The organism is Pseudomonas matsuisoli (assembly GCF_014647635.1).
Taxonomy (GTDB): domain Bacteria; phylum Pseudomonadota; class Gammaproteobacteria; order Pseudomonadales; family Pseudomonadaceae; genus Pseudomonas_P; species Pseudomonas_P matsuisoli.
Genome location: NZ_BMPO01000013.1, coordinates 23,080 through 41,043, shown reverse-complemented (window position 1 = coordinate 41,043; position 17,964 = coordinate 23,080). Strand labels below are relative to the sequence as shown.

Here is a 17,964-nt window from a genome sequence, read left to right as displayed (position 1 = left end):
ATCTACACAACAAGCTCGAGGCTTAAGGGCGGGTGCGGCTTGCGGTCCTCCCCCGATGATCAGTCGGGGACTATCGCCTCTTTGGAGACGGGAGTCGACATACAAGGGCGGGTGCAACCCGCGGCTTTTCGGCTATTAATCGATTCCGTTACGCCGTCAGGTACTCCTGATAGAAATCCATCGTCGCTAGGTTCTTATCCTTGGCCTCGAACATCATGTCGAACCGATCCAGGAATTCGCAGGCATAACGATTGGTCCAGTCATTCCACATCCGTTTGCTGTGCCCGTATAACTCGCGCTTCGACACACGCACCAGCACGGTCGGCATCTCCAGCTTGCGGGTCGGCCAGAACCCCAGCTCGATCAACTTTTCCGGTGGCTGCGAGTAATGCATCGTCGGCCGCACCCCACGCCAGCTCTCGATGATTCGTTCGACGCGCTCCTCGTGCGGATCGATGTAAGCGTCTTCGTTGATCCAGCAATGGTGAATGTCCAGCACCACCGGCGCCAGGTCGGCGAGCTTCAGGCAATCGTCGACGCCGTAGGTCTTCTCTTCGTTCTCGAAGGTGATGCAATTGCGCGCCTCCTGGGAAAGTCGGGGCCAGATCGTGCGGATGCCCTCCGCCCCCAACCGGCCCGCAATGTGCACGTTGCATTTGAAATCCTGAAACTGTCGACCGAAGCCCATCATGCGAATCATGTCCGCGTGATATTCGAACTCCGCGATGCTGTTTTCCACCACCTCCGGCCGGTCCGACCCGAGCACGCAGAATTGCCCCGGGTGCATCGAAACCCGCACGCCATGATTACGCGCCAAAGCCCCGATCTCACCGAAGCGGTTCGATAGCCAATCCTGGATTTCAGGTTGCTGATAGAAGTCCTTTACCGAAGCGTGGCTGTACAACGGCAGCAGGTCACTGCTCAAGCGCAGCATGCGCAAGGGCGGCGGCAGGCTGCCGACGTATTCGAGCAGACGCAGCTGTGCATCCAGGTTATGCCCGACGACATCGCGCAGCTTCTCTTCCGCCACTTCTCGCTGGACGCTGTTTATCCAGCGCAACGTCGTCGTGCGCGGGTTGAACGTGCGCTCGATGGCTTCGAGCGCTTTCAGCGATTCGCTATGGCCGGGATGACGGTACTGGCAGGCAAAGCCAAGGCGATACATGAGAAGGACTCCAACACAACGGATAGAAACGTTGGAGCCCTGTATTACAGCAGGAGTGCCTGAGCACGGATAAAGTGTCCCAAGTCGCTCTGTAGTCGTAGGGCGGGTAAAACCCGCGGCTCCTTCGCCTGGGGAGCACGGTCTTTGGGTTATCACCCGACCTACGACTAAACGGTATCGCCTATGCCAATGATCCGGCGGTCTTCTCCAATAGCGCCCAGGCCTCGTCACCGAAGGTCTCATGCCATTGCTCGTAATAGCCGGCAGCGCGCAACTTCTCGCGGAACGGTTCGGGCGTGACCTTGCTCAGCAGCAACCCTTTGCCTTTGAGAACTTCGATAACGTTCGCCTGCAAGCTGCGCAGGTCCGCACGCATGCTCACGCCCGCTTCGTTGATGTGCTTGGTGACTAGCGCTTGTACATCCGCCGGTAGTGCTTTGAAGCGTTGCTGATTGCCCAGTACCCAGAAGCCATCCCACATATGGTTGGTCATGGAGCAATACTTCTGCACCTCGTAGAGCTTGGCAGAATCCACCAACGTCAGCGGGTTTTCCTGCCCTTCGACAATGCGCGTCTGGAGCGAGGAATAGACCTCGGCAAAGTTGATACTCGCGGGCGAGGCGTCGAAGCTGCGGAACATCGACATGATGATTGGGCTTGGCGGCACACGTAGCTTCATTCCCACGAGGTCAGTCGGGGCTGCAATCGGCCTGGTACTGGTCGTGGTGACACGGAAACCGTTGTCCCAGATCTTTTCGAAGCCGAACAGCACGCCGGTCTTCTCGATCTCCTGGCGGATGTGAGCACCCAGCTCGCCATCCATCGCGGCCCAGACCTGGTCGTAATCCTTGAAGGCGAACCCCACGGCACTGATCTGCACGCTTGGCGCGAGCGTCCCAAGAATCACCGGCGGGCCGCAGTAGAAGTCGATGGCGCCCGAGCGCGCCTGCGCCAGCATATCGGTATCCCCGCCCAGCTGGCTGCTGGGGAATACCTGCACATTGACACGCCCTTCCGACTCTTCCTTCACACGCTTGGCCATTTCCCGCGCGCGCACGTTCATCGGATGGCCGATGGGCAGGTTATTAGCGAACTTCAGATTGAATTCGGCAGCCCGCACGGGGCCGCTGTAGAGGCCCGTGCTGCTGGCTGCGACCGCCGCGGACAGGAGAGATGCATTACGGATGAAATGACGACGAGTAAGACCAGTCATGCGATGTTCCTCTTATTGTTTTTGTACGAGAGGCTTTTTTTGGTTTTTAGTGCACACACATCTCGCATCTCGATACGGAAATGCGATGACGGCGTTGACAGCATAATCACGGATTCGTAGTCTGTATACAGAACTCAACATTCAGTGATCATTATGAAGAAGCTGCAAACGCCAGCCCAACTGATCGAACAGGTCTACGTCGCCATCCTCGATGCCATCTGCGACGGCACACTGCCGCCCAACGAGCGTATTACCCAGGAAGGTCTGGCTGAACAATTGGGCGTTTCACGCCAGCCGATCCTTCAAGCGTTCCAGATACTCAAGCGCGAAGGCTTCATCGAAGAAAGCGGTCGCAAGGGCGTCATCGTCACGCCCCTCGACCCGCTTCGCCTCGTTCAGCTCTATCAGGTGCGAGCTGCGCTGGATGCGCTAGCCGCCAGCGAGGCTGCGCGCCGCGTTCGCGAGCACGGTGCGGAGCCCTACCGCGCCGAAGGCGAGAAGTTGATTCGCCAAGGCCGTGAAGCCGCAGTGGGAGAAAACGATTACCGACGGGTGCAAGCCGACATTGCCTTCCACCAATTCATCTATCGCATGTCCGGTAATCCGGTGATCGGTGAGACCACCGCGATTCATTGGCACCACATCCGCCGGGTGATGAGTGCCATCCTGCAAAGCGATGTCAGGACGTTCGATGGCGTCTGGGACGAACACGAAAATATCCTGCTGGCGATCCTCGCCGGAGACGAGCAACAAGCTGGTGTGCGGGCAAGACAGCACGCCGAAAGCGCAGCGGAAAACCTGGCGCGACGCCTCGATGACGAGGAGCACGCGTCTAAACGAAAGCAGGCTTAACCCCTGCACAACCACCCTCCCCTCGGAGAGCCTCATGAAGCTGACACAAGAACAAATCGAAGCTTATGAAGACCTTGGCTACATCACTCTGGACGGCCTGTTCAGTCGTGAAGAAGCCGCGTTGATGAAGTCGCGCCTTCCCGCGCTGTATCGCATGGACCGCGATGAAGTCATCAAGGAGAAGAGCGGCGTAGTGCGCACCGTGTTCGCGGCGCACACCTTCGACGACGTGTTCGCCCGAGTTGCGCGCCACCCCCGCCTGATCGAACCGGCTCGCGAGCTGCTGGGCAGCGACGTTTATATGCACCAGTTCAAGATCAACGCCAAGGCGGCCTTCAACGGTGACGTGTGGCAGTGGCACCAGGACTTCGGGACCTGGCACGAGGACGATGGCATGCCGAACCCGAGGGCGATGAACGTCGCCGTGTTCCTCGACGACGTGAACGAATTCAACGGCCCACTGATGTTCATCCCTCGTTCGCACAAGAATGGCCGTATCGAAGCGGGCCATGATCGCACGACCACGAGCTATCCGCTGTGGACACTGGACAACGACAAGGTGGCCGCGCTGGTCGAGGACGGCGGCATCGTTGCGCCTAAAGGCAAGGCTGGCACCGTGCTGATCTTCCAGAGCACGCTGGTCCATGCATCCGCGCCGAACCTGTCGCCCTGGGACCGAAATACGCTGTATGTCACCACTAACTCGGTGGACAACGCGATTCAGAAATTCCAGCGCCCGGATTACATCGCCCACCGCGATTTCACGCCGATCCAGACACTGGATGACAACTGTCTCGAAGAACTGATGAAGGCTGTGGCCTGACCAATAGGCGCCGGCTAATGACCGGCGCTTCTTTCCGGATTCTGGATAACAACAATGAAAAAGCTGATGAACGAAAAGGTGGTTATCGTCACCGGCGCTGGAGCCATCGCCGAGGGTTGGAGCAACGGCCGCGCGGCAGCGGTGCTCTATGCCCGTGAAGGTGCGCGCGTGCTGGCGGTAGATCGTAATGCGCAGTCTGCGGAAGAGACCTGCGCAATGATCCGCGAAGAGGGCGGCGAATGTGAGGTGTTCAGCGGCGACGTCTCCGATAGCGGGGATATGCGCCGCATGGTCCAGGCCACCATCGACCATTTCGGCCGCCTCGACGTGCTGCACAACAACGTGGGCATTGCCGAAACGGGTGGCCCGGTGGAAGCCAGCGAGGAAAGCTGGAACCGTCTGGTGGCCGTCAACCAGACCAGCCTGTTTCTCACCTGCAAGTACGCGCTGCCCGTTATGGAGCGTCAGGGGCACGGTGTCATCGTCAACATCGCCTCGATCGCCGCTGAGCGCTGGCTCGGGTTTCCTTACGTCGGCTATTCAGCGACCAAGGCTGCCGCCATCGCGTTGACCCAGAACATTGCCGTGCAGTACGCCGCCAAAGGCATCCGTGCCAACTGCGTATCACCTGGGTTCATGGAAACCCCGATGGTCCGCACCTCACTGACCAGCGCTTATGGCGGCGACACGGATGCGATGCTGGAAAAACGCCACGCCCAATGCCCGATGGGCTTCATGGGCGACGCCTGGGACGTGGCCCATGCCGCGTTATTCCTCGCCTCGGACAATGCCCGCTACATTACTGGCACCAATCTCATCGTCGATGGAGGCCTGACTCTGAAATGTGCCTGAATGCGTGATCCAAAGCGTGGCCTCGTTTCGAAGTTCTCCCCTGCCTACTGGCTGGGGAGCGTGAGGTTGCGTCTGATCGATCGCACTTGCGACCAGATAGTCTTTGCGTGTTCGAAGGGCCGCATTCGCGAGCAAGCTGATCGCAGCCCGGCTCGTTCCTACAATTCGATCCAGACTAACCAGCAATCCATGGGGCGCTATCAAGCCTTTGTAGGAGCGGGCTTGCCCGCGAATGCGTCAGACCAGACAACCCATACGCGCCGGAAGGACCGCATTCGCGAGCAAGCTCGCTCCTACAGGCGTTCTGCCGCACTCAAACCAACAGCCGAGCGAACTGCGGCCGTGTACCGATCTTATCTCTCTCGCGAAACCCCTCCCTCTCCATTTCCCACGCCCCGCAGTAAGGCCTATCCATGCTTGCCGTCTTCAACGTCGCCTTCCCCGTCTTCAGCCTCATCTTCGTCGGCTTTTTCTGCCGGAGGCGCAACATCCTCGGCGCAAATGCCTCGACCGAGCTCAACCGTTTCGTCATCTACCTCGGTCTGCCGTCGCTGCTCTTCGAAGCGATGTCACGGCTGTCATCGGTTGAAGCGTTCAACGTCGGCTACGTTGTTGCATTCCTGCTAGGCATGGCCGGTGTGTACCTCATCACCCTGTTCTTGCGGCTGCGTCAGGGCGCGCATTTCATCGATGCGACCATCGATGCGCTGGGCTCGGCCTATCCCAACTCCGGTTTCCTCGGTATTCCGCTTTGTTTGCTGACCTTTGGCGAAGCATCGCTGCCCCCTGCGATCATCGGGACGTTAATGACCGCTTGCCTGCTATTCGCGATCGCCATCGTGATGATCGAGATGTCTCGTCAGGCCGAAAAACATCTGGGCCGAACGCTATTGAAAGTCGGCCGCGCGCTGATCAGGAACCCGATCATGGTCGCGCCGATACTGGGCATGCTGGTCTCGTTGAGCGGCATCGCACTGCCCTCCGGCATCCAGCAGCTGTTCAAGTACCTGGGTGCGGCCGCAGGTCCTTGCGCGCTAGTGTCGATCGGTCTGTTCCTGGCCTCTCCCAGCAGCGAAGGCGCAGCGCCTGTGAAGACGCAGACGCTTTCCCTGCTGGTGTTCCTGAAACTGATCCTGCAGCCAGCGATTACCGCGGTCTTCGCTTTCTGGGTCTTCGACCTGCCGCCGCTGTGGGCCTACAGCGCCCTGCTGCTGAGCGCGCTGCCCATCGGCAATGGCCCATTCATGCTCGCAGAGCTTTATGGGCGTGAAGCCACGACCATGTCGCGGGCGATTCTGTTTTCGACGGTGTGCTCGTTGGTGACTGTGTCAGTCATTCTGGCGCTGGTACCGCATGGATAGCGACGCTTACCGATAGAACGGGGAAAGGCGACTAAAGTCGCCCCTACAAGTGCATCCAATCGCACCGCCGGCGACACGATCTATCGCACTCTAGGGGCGACGGGGCGGACATCCGCCCCAGTCGCCTTAACGGTTCGGGCAACACATGCCCGCCCCTCAATCCCGCATGAACCCGCCATCCACGTCCATGATTTCGCCCGTCACGAAGCTGCCGGCCTCCGAGGCGAGGAAGCAGACCGCACCGGCGATATCCCGTGGTGTACCTGCGCGGCCAAGGGGCATGTCCGCCAGCACACGGGCACGTCCTTCGGGCGCAAGAATGCTGGTCATCTCGGTATCCGTCAGCGCTGGTGAGATCGCATTGGCGGTAATTCCATACGGTCCCGCCTCGCGGGCCAGCCCTTTGGTCAGCGCGATCACGCCTCCTTTGGCCGCGGCATAACAGCTGTTGCCAAGTAGCCCACCGCCCCGTTTCCCTGCCGCCGACGCGAGATTGATGATGCGTCCATGGCGCTGGTCCATCATTCCCGGCAACACGGCCTTCGCGCAGAAGAACACGCTGTCCAGGTCGATTGCCATGACCCTGCGCCACTCTGCCGCGCTGACCTCGAGCAACGGTGCGGTCGAGCAGATCCCTGCGTTGTTCACCAGAATATCGATGCTGCCTAGCGTGGCTATGGTTGCCCTGACCATTTCCGCGACCTGCTCTTCGCTGGAGACATCCACGCGCAGACCGATGGCGCGAATGCCCTGCTCCGCCAATGCAGCCGCAGCGCGTTCAGCCGACTCAAGATCGAGGTCACACACAGCTACGGCCGCGCCCCGCTGCCCAAGCGCCAGCGCGACGGCGTAACCAATACCACGTGCGGCGCCCGTTACCAGTGCGTTACGGCCATGCAGGTCGAAGGAGATAGGTTCGGTATTCATTGTTGTTATTCCGACAAGGGTAGAGGGCATGGAAGCAATGCTCCCAAGGTTGCATACGGTGTTGGGGCCTACAGAAACCTCTAAAAAACCTCCGAGAACCAGGTATCACAGGGGAGCTGTCGATCACGTAGTAGGGCTGCGATCAGCTTGCTGACGATCGCGTTCGCCCAGACGCAACCGTGTTGCAGGTTGGATCTGGATCGCCAGCAAGCTGGCTCCTACAGGGTGCGAGTAACCCTGCGAGTCGTGTTTCGGCAGGGCGCTTTGCCTGCCGTTTTACAGCGAGGGGTAGGCCCCCTGGGCCACCTGATCCCGCAGTGGAGGGATTTCCAGTCGACGCAGCACCCGATACAGCGACGCCCGGCAAATGCCGAGTTCACGTGCGGCGGCTGACATGTTCCAGCGGCACTCGTTGAGCACCTCGAGGATTTCCTGGCGTTGCTCGCCCTGCCCTGCCTCGGACGGCATGGCTACCGTCGGCATGGATTGGCGAATAGGGGTGACGTTGGGATAGGCGCGCAGCGAAGGCCCGCCCGCAGAGGCGATGAAATCCGCCGGAAGATCGCAGCATTGAATGCGATCACCCTCCATGACCGCGCAGGCATAACGAATCACCGCCCTCATCTGCCGCAGGTTTCCCGGCCACGAATGCTGCATCAACAGTTGCCACACATCGCTGGCAATCAACTGACGAGGATCGCTACCCGGTAGCTCGTGCGCGACCATGGCGCAGATCAGCTCGGCGCGGTCGGTACGCTCCCGCAATGGCGGCAGCTGCACCACGCCCGTGGCGATGCGGTAGAACAGGTCTTCGCGAAACTCGCCAGTCTCGATGCGCTCGGACAGGTTCTGGTGAGTTGCGCAGATCAGGGTGAAATTCACCGGCAGGCTACGCTCGGAACCCAGCGGGGTGATCTCACGCTCGGCGATGACTCGCAGCAATCTCGTCTGTTGCTCGTAGGGCATGTCGCCGATCTCATCGAGAAACAGCGTGCCGCCGTCGGCCTGTTGCACCTTGCCCTTTTTGCCGGAGGTCAACGCACCGGAGAAAGCGCCTTTGGCATAACCGAACAACTCGCTTTCGATGAGACTTTCAGGAATCGACGCGCAATTGACCGCTACGAGCTGCGCATTACGGCGCTCACTGTGATCGTGAAGCGCACGGGCAAGGACTTCTTTGCCGGTTCCCGTCTCACCCTGGATCAACACGGAAATCCCGCGTTCGAGCAGACGCAATGCACGGCGAAACGCCTGCCGAACCTGAGGGTCGGTGTCGTTGGCAATATCGCAGTCGGAGAGATTGGAAACAGAGTCGAGCGGTTGTTCGTTGCGCAGGGCAACTCCGGACGAAGCAGGCATGAGACGGTCACCTTTTATTGTTCTATAGCTTGTGACTATGCGAGGCGCGGCGCTTGTGACGCAGCGGGCTCTTGGCTTTCCCGACTGACGATAGAGAGGCAGACTTATTTTTTCCAATCCATAATTCAGCATCCATTGATACCTTTTGGAGCATCAGTGATCGAGCTACGCCATCTCCGTTACTTCCGGGTGCTCGCTGAGACGCTTCACTTCGGCAAGGCTGCCGAGTTGTTGCATATATCCCAGCCGCCGCTCTCACGACAGATCGCACTGCTTGAGGAAGCGCTCGGGGTAAAGCTGTTCGACCGCTCACGCCGCCGCGTAGAGCTGACCGAAGCGGGCCGCCGGTTCTATCTGGATACGGGCGCCGTGTTTTCGGCCTTCGAACAGGCGAAACGAAACGCGCTGGCAACGGCGCGTGGGGATGCCGGTGAACTGTCAGTGGGCTTCATGATGTCCACGGCCTACAGCATCACGCCGACGGTGACCCGTCGCTACGCCGCGCATTATCCGCAGGTGAACCTGAAGCTTGCGGAAACACTTCCGCTGGATCTGGCCGAAGACATCTACAGCGGGAATAAAGACGTCGCCATCATGTACCGCCCGCAGGACTGCACCGGGCTGGAGACGATCACCATCTTCCGTGAGCCCATGATGGTGGTGCTGCCGCCCGGCCACCGACTACGCGGACGCGACGTCATCGACCCGGCCGAACTGGCAGGCGAGATATTCATCGTCACGCCCAAACGCATCGCTCCGGCCTTGCACGACATGATCGTTTCCTACTGTCTGCAGCATGGGGTAACGCCGAACGTCGGGCTTGAGATCAACATGCAGCAGAGCATCGTCAACCTCGTCGGCGAAGGCATGGGCATCGCCATCGTGCCGCGCTCCATGCGCAATATGCGTTTGAGCACGACCACCTTCAAACCCTTGAAAAACGCGCCAATCATCGAGGTCGTGGCGGTGTGGAAGAACGACAACCACAACCCCTGTATCGCGACGTTCGTGGAGAGCGCTGAGCAGGCCTGGCGCGATGTCGAGGCGGCCTGGAGTGAGGAGGAGCGGTGTTGAATCGTAGGGCGGGTGTAACCCGCGGCGTCGGTGGCATGCGCGGGTTGCACCCGCCCTACGAGATGACCAATCTTCATTAAGATTTACGCGGAGTCCCAGACGCCACACGGGGTCCCCATCAGAAGGCCGAGTGGAGTCGTCGTTTTGAGGGTTGAGCGACATGGATGTCGCGAGAGTTGCGATGGGCCATGGATGGCCCTTCGCAACGTGCCCTCAAAACGGCGATGGAACGAGGGGACCCCATACGAAGCCCGCTTCGTATGGGGCCGGATGCAGGGGTGGCCTTCTTTTGGGTTACATTTTCTTGGCCACGCAAGAAAACGTAACTCGCCCGAAAAGGGCGAAAAGGGATGTCACGCCGAGTTCAACTCCAGGTAATCCCCTCGATACCTGCAAATCGCGGGCATGGCCCGCTCCCACAGCAACTACCAGGCCAGGCTCGAGTGAACAGCATTAGCTCAACCCCCAACTCAAATTTCCAGAATCCCAGACGCCATATACCCGCCATCCACCGGGATCACATGCCCACTGACGTAGGACGAATCGTCCGACGCCAGGAAGGCCACTGCTCCAGCCATCTCCGCGGGCGTGCCGTAACGCTTCATCGGTACTGCGCGGGCGTATGACGCACGGGTCGCTTCGGTGTGCATCAGTTGCGTCAGCGGTGTGTCCACCGGGCCGGGGGCGATACCGTTGACGGTGATGCCGTACTCCGCCAACTCGATCGCCATCTGCCGGGTAAGCCCGATGAGCGCCGCCTTGGAGGTTCCATAGGCGGTTCGCCCGGAGCTGGCGCGCATGCCGCTGATGGACGCGACGTTGACGATCCGCCCCCACCCTTGTTTGCGCATCAGTCGCGCGGCGTGCTGCGCGCACAACATCGCGCCCGTCAGATTCACGTCCAGCGTGCGCTGCCAGTTGTCCAACGGAAACTCGGTGAACGGCAAGGTCTTGGCGATTCCTGCATTGTTCACCAGCACGTCGCAGCGGCCGAAGCGTCGTTCGACCTCTTCGAACGCCGACTGAATAGACAGGGCATCACTGACATCGACCGTCAACGCATAGGCCTCGACCGACTGCGCCGCCAGCGCCACCACCATTTCTTCCGCCGCACTCAAATTGATATCCGCGATCACCACCGTGTGGCCGTCATGCCCGAGTCGCTCGGCGATCGCAGCACCAATCCCCATCGCGGCGCCGGTGACTAGCGCCACTCGCCCCACCGCATTGTTTGAAGCCTGTTTTCTAGCTGCTTGAGTCATGAAGATAATCCCAGAATCAAAGGAAGCCGATGGAGAGCCACGGGAAGCAGGCGACGACGATCAGTGCCACGATCAACGCGCCCAGGTAACCCCAAACCCGGCGGATCACGCCGTCCGACGAGACCTTGCTGATCGCGCACGCAGCGTAGAAACCCACCCCTAGCGGCGGTGCGAACAAGCCGATACCCATCGACAGGATCACGACCATCGCGTAGTGCACGGGATGAATGCCGAGCATCTCGGCCAGCGGGAACATCAGCGGGCCGAACAACACGATGGCAGGAATGCCCTCCAGAACGCTGCCCAGCACGATGAAGGTAAGGATGGTGATGATCATGAAGCCGATCGCCCCGCCGGGGATCTCGCTGATCACGTCGACCAGCGCGGCGGAGAAGCCCGACTGGGTCAACGCCCAGGCCATCGCTGACGCCATGCCGATGATGAGCAGAATAGAGCCGGACAGCGCCGCGGCCTCCACCATCATCGGGTACACCTTGCGGAAGTCGATGTGCCGCATGAACAGGTGCATCACCAAGCCGACCATCACGACGTAGGCGACACCGATCGTCGACACCTCGGTCGCGGTTGCGGCGCCTTCCAGCACGGCCACACGGATCAGCAACGGCAGCGCCAGTGCAGGTAACGCGATGACGAAGGTCTTGCCGATCACCGACAGCGGCGCACGCTCGACCTTGGGCATCTCTTCCTTGCGCGAACGCCACCAACAGACGAGCGCGATGGCGATCGTCGCCACTACCGCCGGTACCAGACCGCCAATGAAAAGCGCGGTGATGGATACGCTGCACACCGCACCGATGGTGATGAGCACCAGGCTTGGCGGAATCGTCTCGGTCATTGCGCCCGTGGACGACAGCAACGCGGCGAGCTCTTCAGGCTTGGAGCCACGCTTCTTCATCTCTGGGAACAGTGCCGGCGCCACGGCTGCCATGTCGGCAACCTTCGAACCGGAAATCCCCGACACTAGGAACATCGCCCCCAGCAACACGTATTGCAGGCCGCCGCGGACGTGGCCGATGAGCGATCCCATGAAGTCGATCAGGGTGCGCGCCATGCCCGACAGTTGCAGCACCACGCCCAGCATCACGAACAACGGCACCGCCAGCAGCACAAGGTGCGACATGCCCTCGTCCATTCGGCTAACCACGATCATCAGCGGCGCATGCGTGACGATCCCCAGATAGGCGATGGTCGCCGTACCGAAGGCGAACGCGATCGGGATACCGCCGAAGACACACGCGCCCAGCAAAACGAAAAAGAAGATGATGAGGTTGTAGTTGCCCATCGCCGTGAGCAGCGGCTCGCTGACCCAAAGCACGGCCGTCACCGCCGCCAGTACACCAAGGCCAAACCCGAACTGGCGCACGCTGGAATACTTCGCCATCCGTGCAACAGCCGCGAGCAGCATCAGCACCGCGCCCGTGGGCAATGCCGCTGCACGTACGCCATCCGGAATCCCGAGGGCAGGCGTGGTGATCCACATCTGCTCATGGGAATGCTGCATCGCAGGCGAGATGATCATCGCCACGAAGAGGCAGACGATCATCGCCGACAACGTTTCGCAGAACCCTCTCCAGGACTCCGGCAGCTTGTTGACGATGGCCGACATGCGCATGTGCTCACCGCGGTCCAGCGCCAGCACGGCGCCGAACATGGCGAGCCAGATGAACAGCGAGGACGCCAGTTCGTCCGACCAGATCAATGGGCTGTGCAGCACATACCGGAAGAACACCCCGGCAAGCAGGACGCAGGTTTCGATCACCAGCAACGCCACGGCCAGAAAGCCGACGACGTTCATCACCCAGCGATTGAGACAGACGAGCGCCCGGGCCGGCAGGCGCATTGAAGTAGTGGAGGCCGTGGCGACGTGCGTGTTCACGGTCAGACCAGGGATCCGGCGTACTTCTCGAGAATGGCCCAGGCGTCGTCGCCGAATTTCTCATGCCAGTCGTTGTAGTAGTTCGCAGCGCGCAGCTTCTCGCGGAACGGCTCTGGAGCAGCTTCGACCAGCTCCATGTCCTGCTGCTTCAAGGTGTCCTGGATGCTGCCTTGCAGCTTGGCCAGGTCATCACGCTGCGCCACGACGGCTGCATCCACATGTTTACGCACGATGGCTTGCATGTCCGCTGGCAGCTTGGCGAACGCTGCGCTGTTGCCGAGCATCCAGAAGCCATCCCATACGTGGTTGGTCAGTGAGCAGTACTTCTGTACTTCGTAGAGCTTGGCGGACGAAATCAGCGTCAGAGGGTTTTCCTGGCCTTCGACGATGCGCGTCTGCAGGGCGGAATAGGTTTCAGCGAAGTTGATGCTCGCTGGCGCCGCGCCGAAGCCACGGAAAATCGACATGATGATCGGGCTCGGCGGCACACGCAGCTTCATGCCCACCAGATCTTCCGGCGTTGGTACGGGCTTGGAGCTGGTGGTGGTGACGCGAAAGCCGTTGTCCCAGATCTTGTCGAACGCGAACAAGGTCTTCGTTTTCTCGATTTCGCCCCGCACATGCGTGCCGAGCTCACCATCCATCGCCTTCCAAACCTGATCGTAATCCTTGAAGGCGAAGCCAATGGCGCTGATCTGCACCGCCGGCACCATCGTCCCGAGGATCACCGGAGACAGCGCGAACATATCCACTGCACCAGCCCTCAGCTGCGCCAGCGTATCCGTGTCACTGCCCAGCTGGCTGCTGGGGAACACCTGGATCTGCACCGCGCCATCGGTTTCTTCCTTGATCGCCTTGGCCATTTCCCGCGACCGCACGTTCATCGGGTGCGTCATGGGCATGTTGTTGGCGAACTTGAGGCGGAAGTCGGCGGCACGCGAGTTCGGGCTATACAAGCCGAGCCCACCAGCCACCATCGCCGCGGATGCGAAGGATGCGGTCTTGAGGAAATTGCGGCGCGAGAAATCGGCCATGTTCGAGTCTCCTGATTGTTGTTCTTGTTGACTGATCGCCAGACCGTGGCGAACGAGGTGAAGGAGACATAGCAATTCGAATGCCAGCCGTTCGCCACTGCGCCCTGCGCAGGGAAGTGGGCCATCCGCGGCCTGGAACAGCCGACTAATTAATTGTTTTCCATAGGGAAAACCAAAGAGCTGGACTTACTACTTGAAACCGGGCAGGCAATCAGCCCCGCTGTCACAGGTGTCGCAGGGGTATCACCTGTACAGGGTCCATGCGACACCTGACCGCCCATCTGCGGTGACACATTTTTTCGCCATTCACGCCACCAACCCCTGAGCCGCCGCGCTTCCGGCGTTTTTCTCCGGGCTGGCATTCGTTTTGCTGAAGCCCCACAAAACAACAATCACAGGGAGTCTCACATGCACTCACCCGTCATCACCGGCTGGTATCACTCGCAGTTCGGCAAGTTCGATGGGCTCGACCCAGAGCAGATGATTGCCGACGCCGGTATCGGCGCAATCGAGCACGCAGGCCTCGATCCCGAGCAGATCGACTCGGTTCACGTCGGCCACTTCAACGCCGGCTTCCTTTACCAGGACTTCCCCTCCACGCTCCTGGCCAACAGCATTCCGGCGCTGCGCTTCAAACCGGCAGTGAGGGTTGAGAACGCATGCTCCACCGGCTCGGCAGCTATCCATTCGGCGCTGCAATCGGTGCTCAGCGGTCAGTCGAAGCATGCCTTGGTATTGGGCTTCGAAAAGATGAATACGCTGCCCACAGCGGAAGTCGGCAAGGTACTGCTCAAGTGCTGCTACACCCGGGAAGAAGCCGAAATCGAAGGCGGCTTCGCTGGCGTGTTTGGTGTGATCGCCGGAGATTACTTCGATCGCTACGGCGACCAGTCCGATGCACTGGCGATGATCGCGGCGAAGAACCACGCAAACGGTGTCCTCAACCCCTACGCACACATGCGCCGCGATTTCGATTTCGACTTCTGCCGCAACCCGTCCGAGAAAAACCCTTTCGTTGCAGGCCCACTAAAACGTACCGATTGCTCCTTGATCACGGACGGCGCCGCCGCGCTGATCATCAGCCGCGAAGATGCCATCGGCGACGCTCGCCAAGGTGTGCGTTTCCGCGCTGCCGTTCAGGTGAACGACTACCTGCCGCTTTCGCGTCGTGACCCGACCTGGTTCGAAGGCGCTGCTCGCGCATGGCAACAGGCGCTGAAGGAGGCTGAACTCGGGTTGTCCGACCTGTCGCTGGTGGAAACCCATGACTGCTTCACCATTGCCGAACTCATCGAGTACGAAGCCATGGGCCTTGCCGAGCGCGGCCAGGGCGGGCGCGTCATCACCGAGGGCATCACCCGCAAGGACGGCAAGTTGCCGGTCAATCCCTCCGGCGGGCTGAAATCCAAGGGCCATCCGATTGGCGCCACCGGCGTCTCCATGCACGTGATGGCCGCCATGCAGCTCAGTGGTCAGGCCGGTGACATGCAACTCGCCAAGGCCAGCCGTGCCGGCGTTTTCAACATGGGCGGCGCGGCGGTTACCAACTACGTCAGCATTCTAGAAACCGTGAAGTGAAGGAGCGACTCATGGGTATCAAGAACGTCATGAACCTCGGCGAGCTGCTGGAACAAGTCGCCCGCCGCCTGCCTGATGAACCTGGCTTTATCCGTGGCAACGATCACGTGAGCTGGCGCCAGCTACTCGAACGCGTGGACGCCGTCGCCACTGCCTTGCGTGCACGTGGCATCGGTAAGGGCGACAAATTGCTGGTGCATTCACGCAACAACCTTCCATTGTTCGAAAGCGCCTGGGTCGCCTTCCGCCTCGGTGCGGTCTGGGTGCCGACCAACGTACGCATCACCCCACCGGAAGCCGCCTACCTGGGCAGCTCCAGCGGCGCTGTCGCCATGCTGTACGACGAAGGGTTTGGACATTACGTCGACGCGGTGAAAGCCGTCTCCCCCGCTTTGCAGCATGTCATTGCCATTGGGCAACCACGTGAAGGGGAGCTGAGTTATTCGGGTTTGCTGGACGAGGGCTTACAGACCCGCAACAGCTTCCAGCCGGCCGAGGTCGATTACGACGATCCGCTGTGGTTCTTCTACACATCCGGCACCACCGGCCACCCCAAGGCTGGCGTACTGACCCACGGGCAAATGGCGTTCGTCATCACCAACCACATTGCCGACCTCATGCCCGGCCTTACGCATCGCTCACGCTCACTGGTCGTCGCGCCGCTTTCCCACGGCGCGGGCATTCATGCGCTGATCAATGCCGCGCGCGGCGCTGCCTCCATCTTGCCGGCAGGTGACAAGCTCGACTGCGACGAGGCCTGGCGGCTGGTGCAAGAGCACAAGGTCGACAACATGTTCACTGTGCCCACCATCGTGAAGATGCTCACCGAGAATGAAGCCGTCGATAAATACGATCACAGCAGCCTGCGCTACGTGATCTACGCGGGCGCCCCGATGTACCGCGCGGACCAACAGCACGCGCTGCGCAAGCTCGGCAAGGTACTCGTGCAGTATTACGGCCTTGGCGAAGTCACCGGCAACATCACGGTGCTGCCGCCGGAGTTGCACGACGCGGAGGACGGCCCAGGTATGAAAGTCGGCAGTTGTGGCTATCCGCGCACCGGCATGCAGGTGGGGATCCTCGACGAAGACGGTAACCGTTTGCCGGCGGGTGTGGATGGTGACATCTGCGTGCGCGGCCCTGCGGTCTTCAGCGGCTACAACGACAACCCGGAGGCCAACGCGAAATCCTTCAAGCATGGTTGGTTCAACACCGGAGACCTTGGCCATCTCGATGAAGAAGGCTTCCTCTTCATCACCGGTCGCGCCTCGGACATGTACATATCTGGTGGCTCCAACGTGTACCCACGCGAAATCGAGGAAGCCCTCCTCCTCCACCCCGCCGTCAGCGAAGTCGCCGTACTCGGTGTGCCAGACCCGAAATGGGGCGAGTGCGGCGTGGCGGTGATCGTCACCAATGGCGATGTCAGCGACGATGAACTCTTTGCTCATCTGGAACCACGTATTGGGCGTTACAAGTGGCCCAAGTGCTTCGTGCGCTGGAGCGAAATGCCCAAATCCGCGTACGGCAAGATCGTCAAGAAACAGATCCGCGCACTGCTCGAAGAGCGCAAGGAGGTGGCCTGATGCAACCCCATTTCGAACAACAAGGCGACGTTCGCCACTTCATCCACGGTGGAGAACCGCAAGAGCCTCGTCTGCTGGACTGCGAGGTGGCCGAGGGTGAAGAACTGCGCATTGTCCTAGCTCCCGGCACCAATGTCGGCAAGACGCTGCTCGAAGTACTCGAAGGCCGACGCTACGCCAGTGCGGTGGGTCGTCTATTGAGCGGAGGCGCGTCCCATCTCGCCTACCACCGCATGGTCGTGACCACCTCTGAGCAAAAGCCCTACGACTATGGCGCGCCCGTGGTACTCGACGGCTACATCACCTTCGTCAGCGGCGCCATCACCGTCGGCCGCGACCCACAGGACAAGGCGTTGCTGCACTGCCACGCAGGCTTCATCGACCGAGAAGGTGGGCAGCACGGTGGCCATCTGGTGCTGGATCGGATCGTCGTCGGCAGCGAACCGCTGGTCATTCGTTTGTGCCTGTTCAACCACGTCGCCTATCAGGTCAAACCCGACAGCGAAACCCACTTCAGCCTGCTACATCCCGTGCTACAGGAGGCCGTATGAACGCCGCCGTACTCGATGAGACTCAAATTCAGAGTGGTCGCCTGGGTCGGCTCGTTGTCGCCCGCCTCAAACCGAACGAGGACATCATGGACAGCGCCGAAGCCCTGTGCGCCGCCCACGGTATCGGCGCTGCCGTCGTGCGGGGCGGGTTAGGTAGCCTGATCGATGCCAATCTCGAATATCACAGCCGGGAGGGACTCAAACTCATTCCCGTCACGGGTCCCGGCGTGGAGATCTTGAGCATTACGGGTGAAATCCGTGCCGGCGACAGTCGATTACAAGCGGTCGTTGCTGACGCCGACGGCAAGATTTACGCAGGCCTTCTGGCGCGAGGCCGCAACCTCTCCTTCATCACCATCGAGCTAACACTGCAGGAGTGGCTGCCTGGCTGAACGGCCGTCGGCAACCTCCCGATCGGCCCAACCCGATA

General features: G+C 60.5%; 16 protein-coding genes. 9 read left to right on the top strand and 7 right to left on the bottom strand.

Annotated elements, in window-relative coordinates; genetic code table 11:
* Positions 1-148: 148 nt before the first annotated feature.
* Both uvsE and IEY47_RS20115 read right to left on the bottom strand, forming a co-directional pair.
* Positions 149-1,165, bottom strand: a complete 1,017-nt coding sequence (gene uvsE / locus IEY47_RS20120) for a UV DNA damage repair endonuclease UvsE (RefSeq protein ID WP_188986062.1) — start codon at positions 1,163-1,165, stop codon at positions 149-151.
* A 181-nt stretch (positions 1,166-1,346) separates the two neighbouring features.
* Complete coding sequence (locus tag IEY47_RS20115) at positions 1,347-2,378, bottom strand: TRAP transporter substrate-binding protein (RefSeq protein ID WP_188986060.1); 1,032 nt, start codon at positions 2,376-2,378, stop codon at positions 1,347-1,349.
* Between the two features lie 153 nt (positions 2,379-2,531).
* Here IEY47_RS20115 and IEY47_RS20110 point away from each other — a divergent pair, with 153 nt between their 5' ends.
* The 4 genes from IEY47_RS20110 to IEY47_RS20095 all read left to right on the top strand — a co-directional run bounded on the left by IEY47_RS20110 (position 2,532) and on the right by IEY47_RS20095 (position 6,266).
* Entirely contained in the window at positions 2,532-3,230 is a 699-nt protein-coding gene (locus IEY47_RS20110) for a GntR family transcriptional regulator (RefSeq protein WP_188986058.1), read from the top strand.
* A 34-nt stretch (positions 3,231-3,264) separates the two neighbouring features.
* Entirely contained in the window at positions 3,265-4,053 is a 789-nt protein-coding gene (locus IEY47_RS20105; RefSeq protein ID WP_188986056.1) for a phytanoyl-CoA dioxygenase family protein, read from the top strand.
* Positions 4,054-4,107: 54 nt separating this feature from the next.
* Positions 4,108-4,905 carry an SDR family NAD(P)-dependent oxidoreductase gene (locus IEY47_RS20100; protein WP_188986054.1) on the top strand — a complete coding sequence of 266 codons (798 nt, stop codon included), beginning with the start codon at positions 4,108-4,110 and terminating at the stop codon, positions 4,903-4,905.
* Positions 4,906-5,318: 413 nt separating this feature from the next.
* Positions 5,319-6,266 carry an AEC family transporter gene (locus IEY47_RS20095; RefSeq protein WP_188986052.1) on the top strand — a complete coding sequence of 316 codons (948 nt, stop codon included), beginning with the start codon at positions 5,319-5,321 and terminating at the stop codon, positions 6,264-6,266.
* 156 nt (positions 6,267-6,422) lie between these two features.
* On the opposite strand, the gene IEY47_RS20090 is transcribed toward IEY47_RS20095, so the two are convergent.
* Positions 6,423-7,193 (bottom strand): SDR family NAD(P)-dependent oxidoreductase, encoded by a 771-nt coding sequence (locus IEY47_RS20090; protein ID WP_188986050.1) that lies wholly within the window; start codon positions 7,191-7,193, stop codon positions 6,423-6,425.
* Between the two features lie 276 nt (positions 7,194-7,469).
* Positions 7,470-8,552 (bottom strand): sigma-54-dependent Fis family transcriptional regulator, encoded by a 1,083-nt coding sequence (locus IEY47_RS20085; RefSeq protein ID WP_229779558.1) that lies wholly within the window; start codon positions 8,550-8,552, stop codon positions 7,470-7,472.
* 156 nt (positions 8,553-8,708) lie between these two features.
* Here IEY47_RS20085 and IEY47_RS20080 point away from each other — a divergent pair, with 156 nt between their 5' ends.
* Positions 8,709-9,626, top strand: coding sequence for a LysR family transcriptional regulator (locus IEY47_RS20080; protein WP_188986046.1), 918 nt, complete (start codon positions 8,709-8,711; stop codon positions 9,624-9,626).
* Positions 9,627-10,096: 470 nt separating this feature from the next.
* On the opposite strand, the gene IEY47_RS20075 is transcribed toward IEY47_RS20080, so the two are convergent.
* From IEY47_RS20075 to IEY47_RS20065, 3 genes are read right to left on the bottom strand one after another with little or no spacing between them, the layout of a single operon-like run.
* Positions 10,097-10,888 carry an SDR family NAD(P)-dependent oxidoreductase gene (locus IEY47_RS20075; RefSeq protein WP_188986044.1) on the bottom strand — a complete coding sequence of 264 codons (792 nt, stop codon included), beginning with the start codon at positions 10,886-10,888 and terminating at the stop codon, positions 10,097-10,099.
* Between the two features lie 16 nt (positions 10,889-10,904).
* Entirely contained in the window at positions 10,905-12,785 is a 1,881-nt protein-coding gene (locus IEY47_RS20070; protein ID WP_229779554.1) for a TRAP transporter large permease, read from the bottom strand.
* Between the two features lie 2 nt (positions 12,786-12,787).
* Positions 12,788-13,819, bottom strand: coding sequence for a TRAP transporter substrate-binding protein (locus IEY47_RS20065; RefSeq protein WP_188986042.1), 1,032 nt, complete (start codon positions 13,817-13,819; stop codon positions 12,788-12,790).
* 408 nt (positions 13,820-14,227) lie between these two features.
* Between IEY47_RS20065 and IEY47_RS20060 the strand changes: the two genes are divergently transcribed.
* Genes IEY47_RS20060 through IEY47_RS20045 form a run of 4 tightly spaced genes read left to right on the top strand, consistent with a single transcriptional unit; the run spans position 14,228 to position 17,926 of the window.
* Positions 14,228-15,397: an acetyl-CoA acetyltransferase gene (locus IEY47_RS20060; protein ID WP_188986040.1), complete on the top strand. Its 1,170-nt coding sequence runs from the start codon at positions 14,228-14,230 to the stop codon at positions 15,395-15,397.
* 11 nt (positions 15,398-15,408) lie between these two features.
* Positions 15,409-16,983: an acyl-CoA synthetase gene (locus IEY47_RS20055; protein ID WP_188986038.1), complete on the top strand. Its 1,575-nt coding sequence runs from the start codon at positions 15,409-15,411 to the stop codon at positions 16,981-16,983.
* Positions 16,983-17,534 (top strand): PPC domain-containing DNA-binding protein, encoded by a 552-nt coding sequence (locus IEY47_RS20050; RefSeq protein WP_188986036.1) that lies wholly within the window; start codon positions 16,983-16,985, stop codon positions 17,532-17,534. The genes IEY47_RS20055 and IEY47_RS20050 overlap by 1 nt, the downstream gene beginning before the upstream one ends.
* Entirely contained in the window at positions 17,531-17,926 is a 396-nt protein-coding gene (locus IEY47_RS20045; protein WP_188986034.1) for a PPC domain-containing DNA-binding protein, read from the top strand. The genes IEY47_RS20050 and IEY47_RS20045 overlap by 4 nt, the downstream gene beginning before the upstream one ends.
* Positions 17,927-17,964 lie beyond the last annotated feature (38 nt).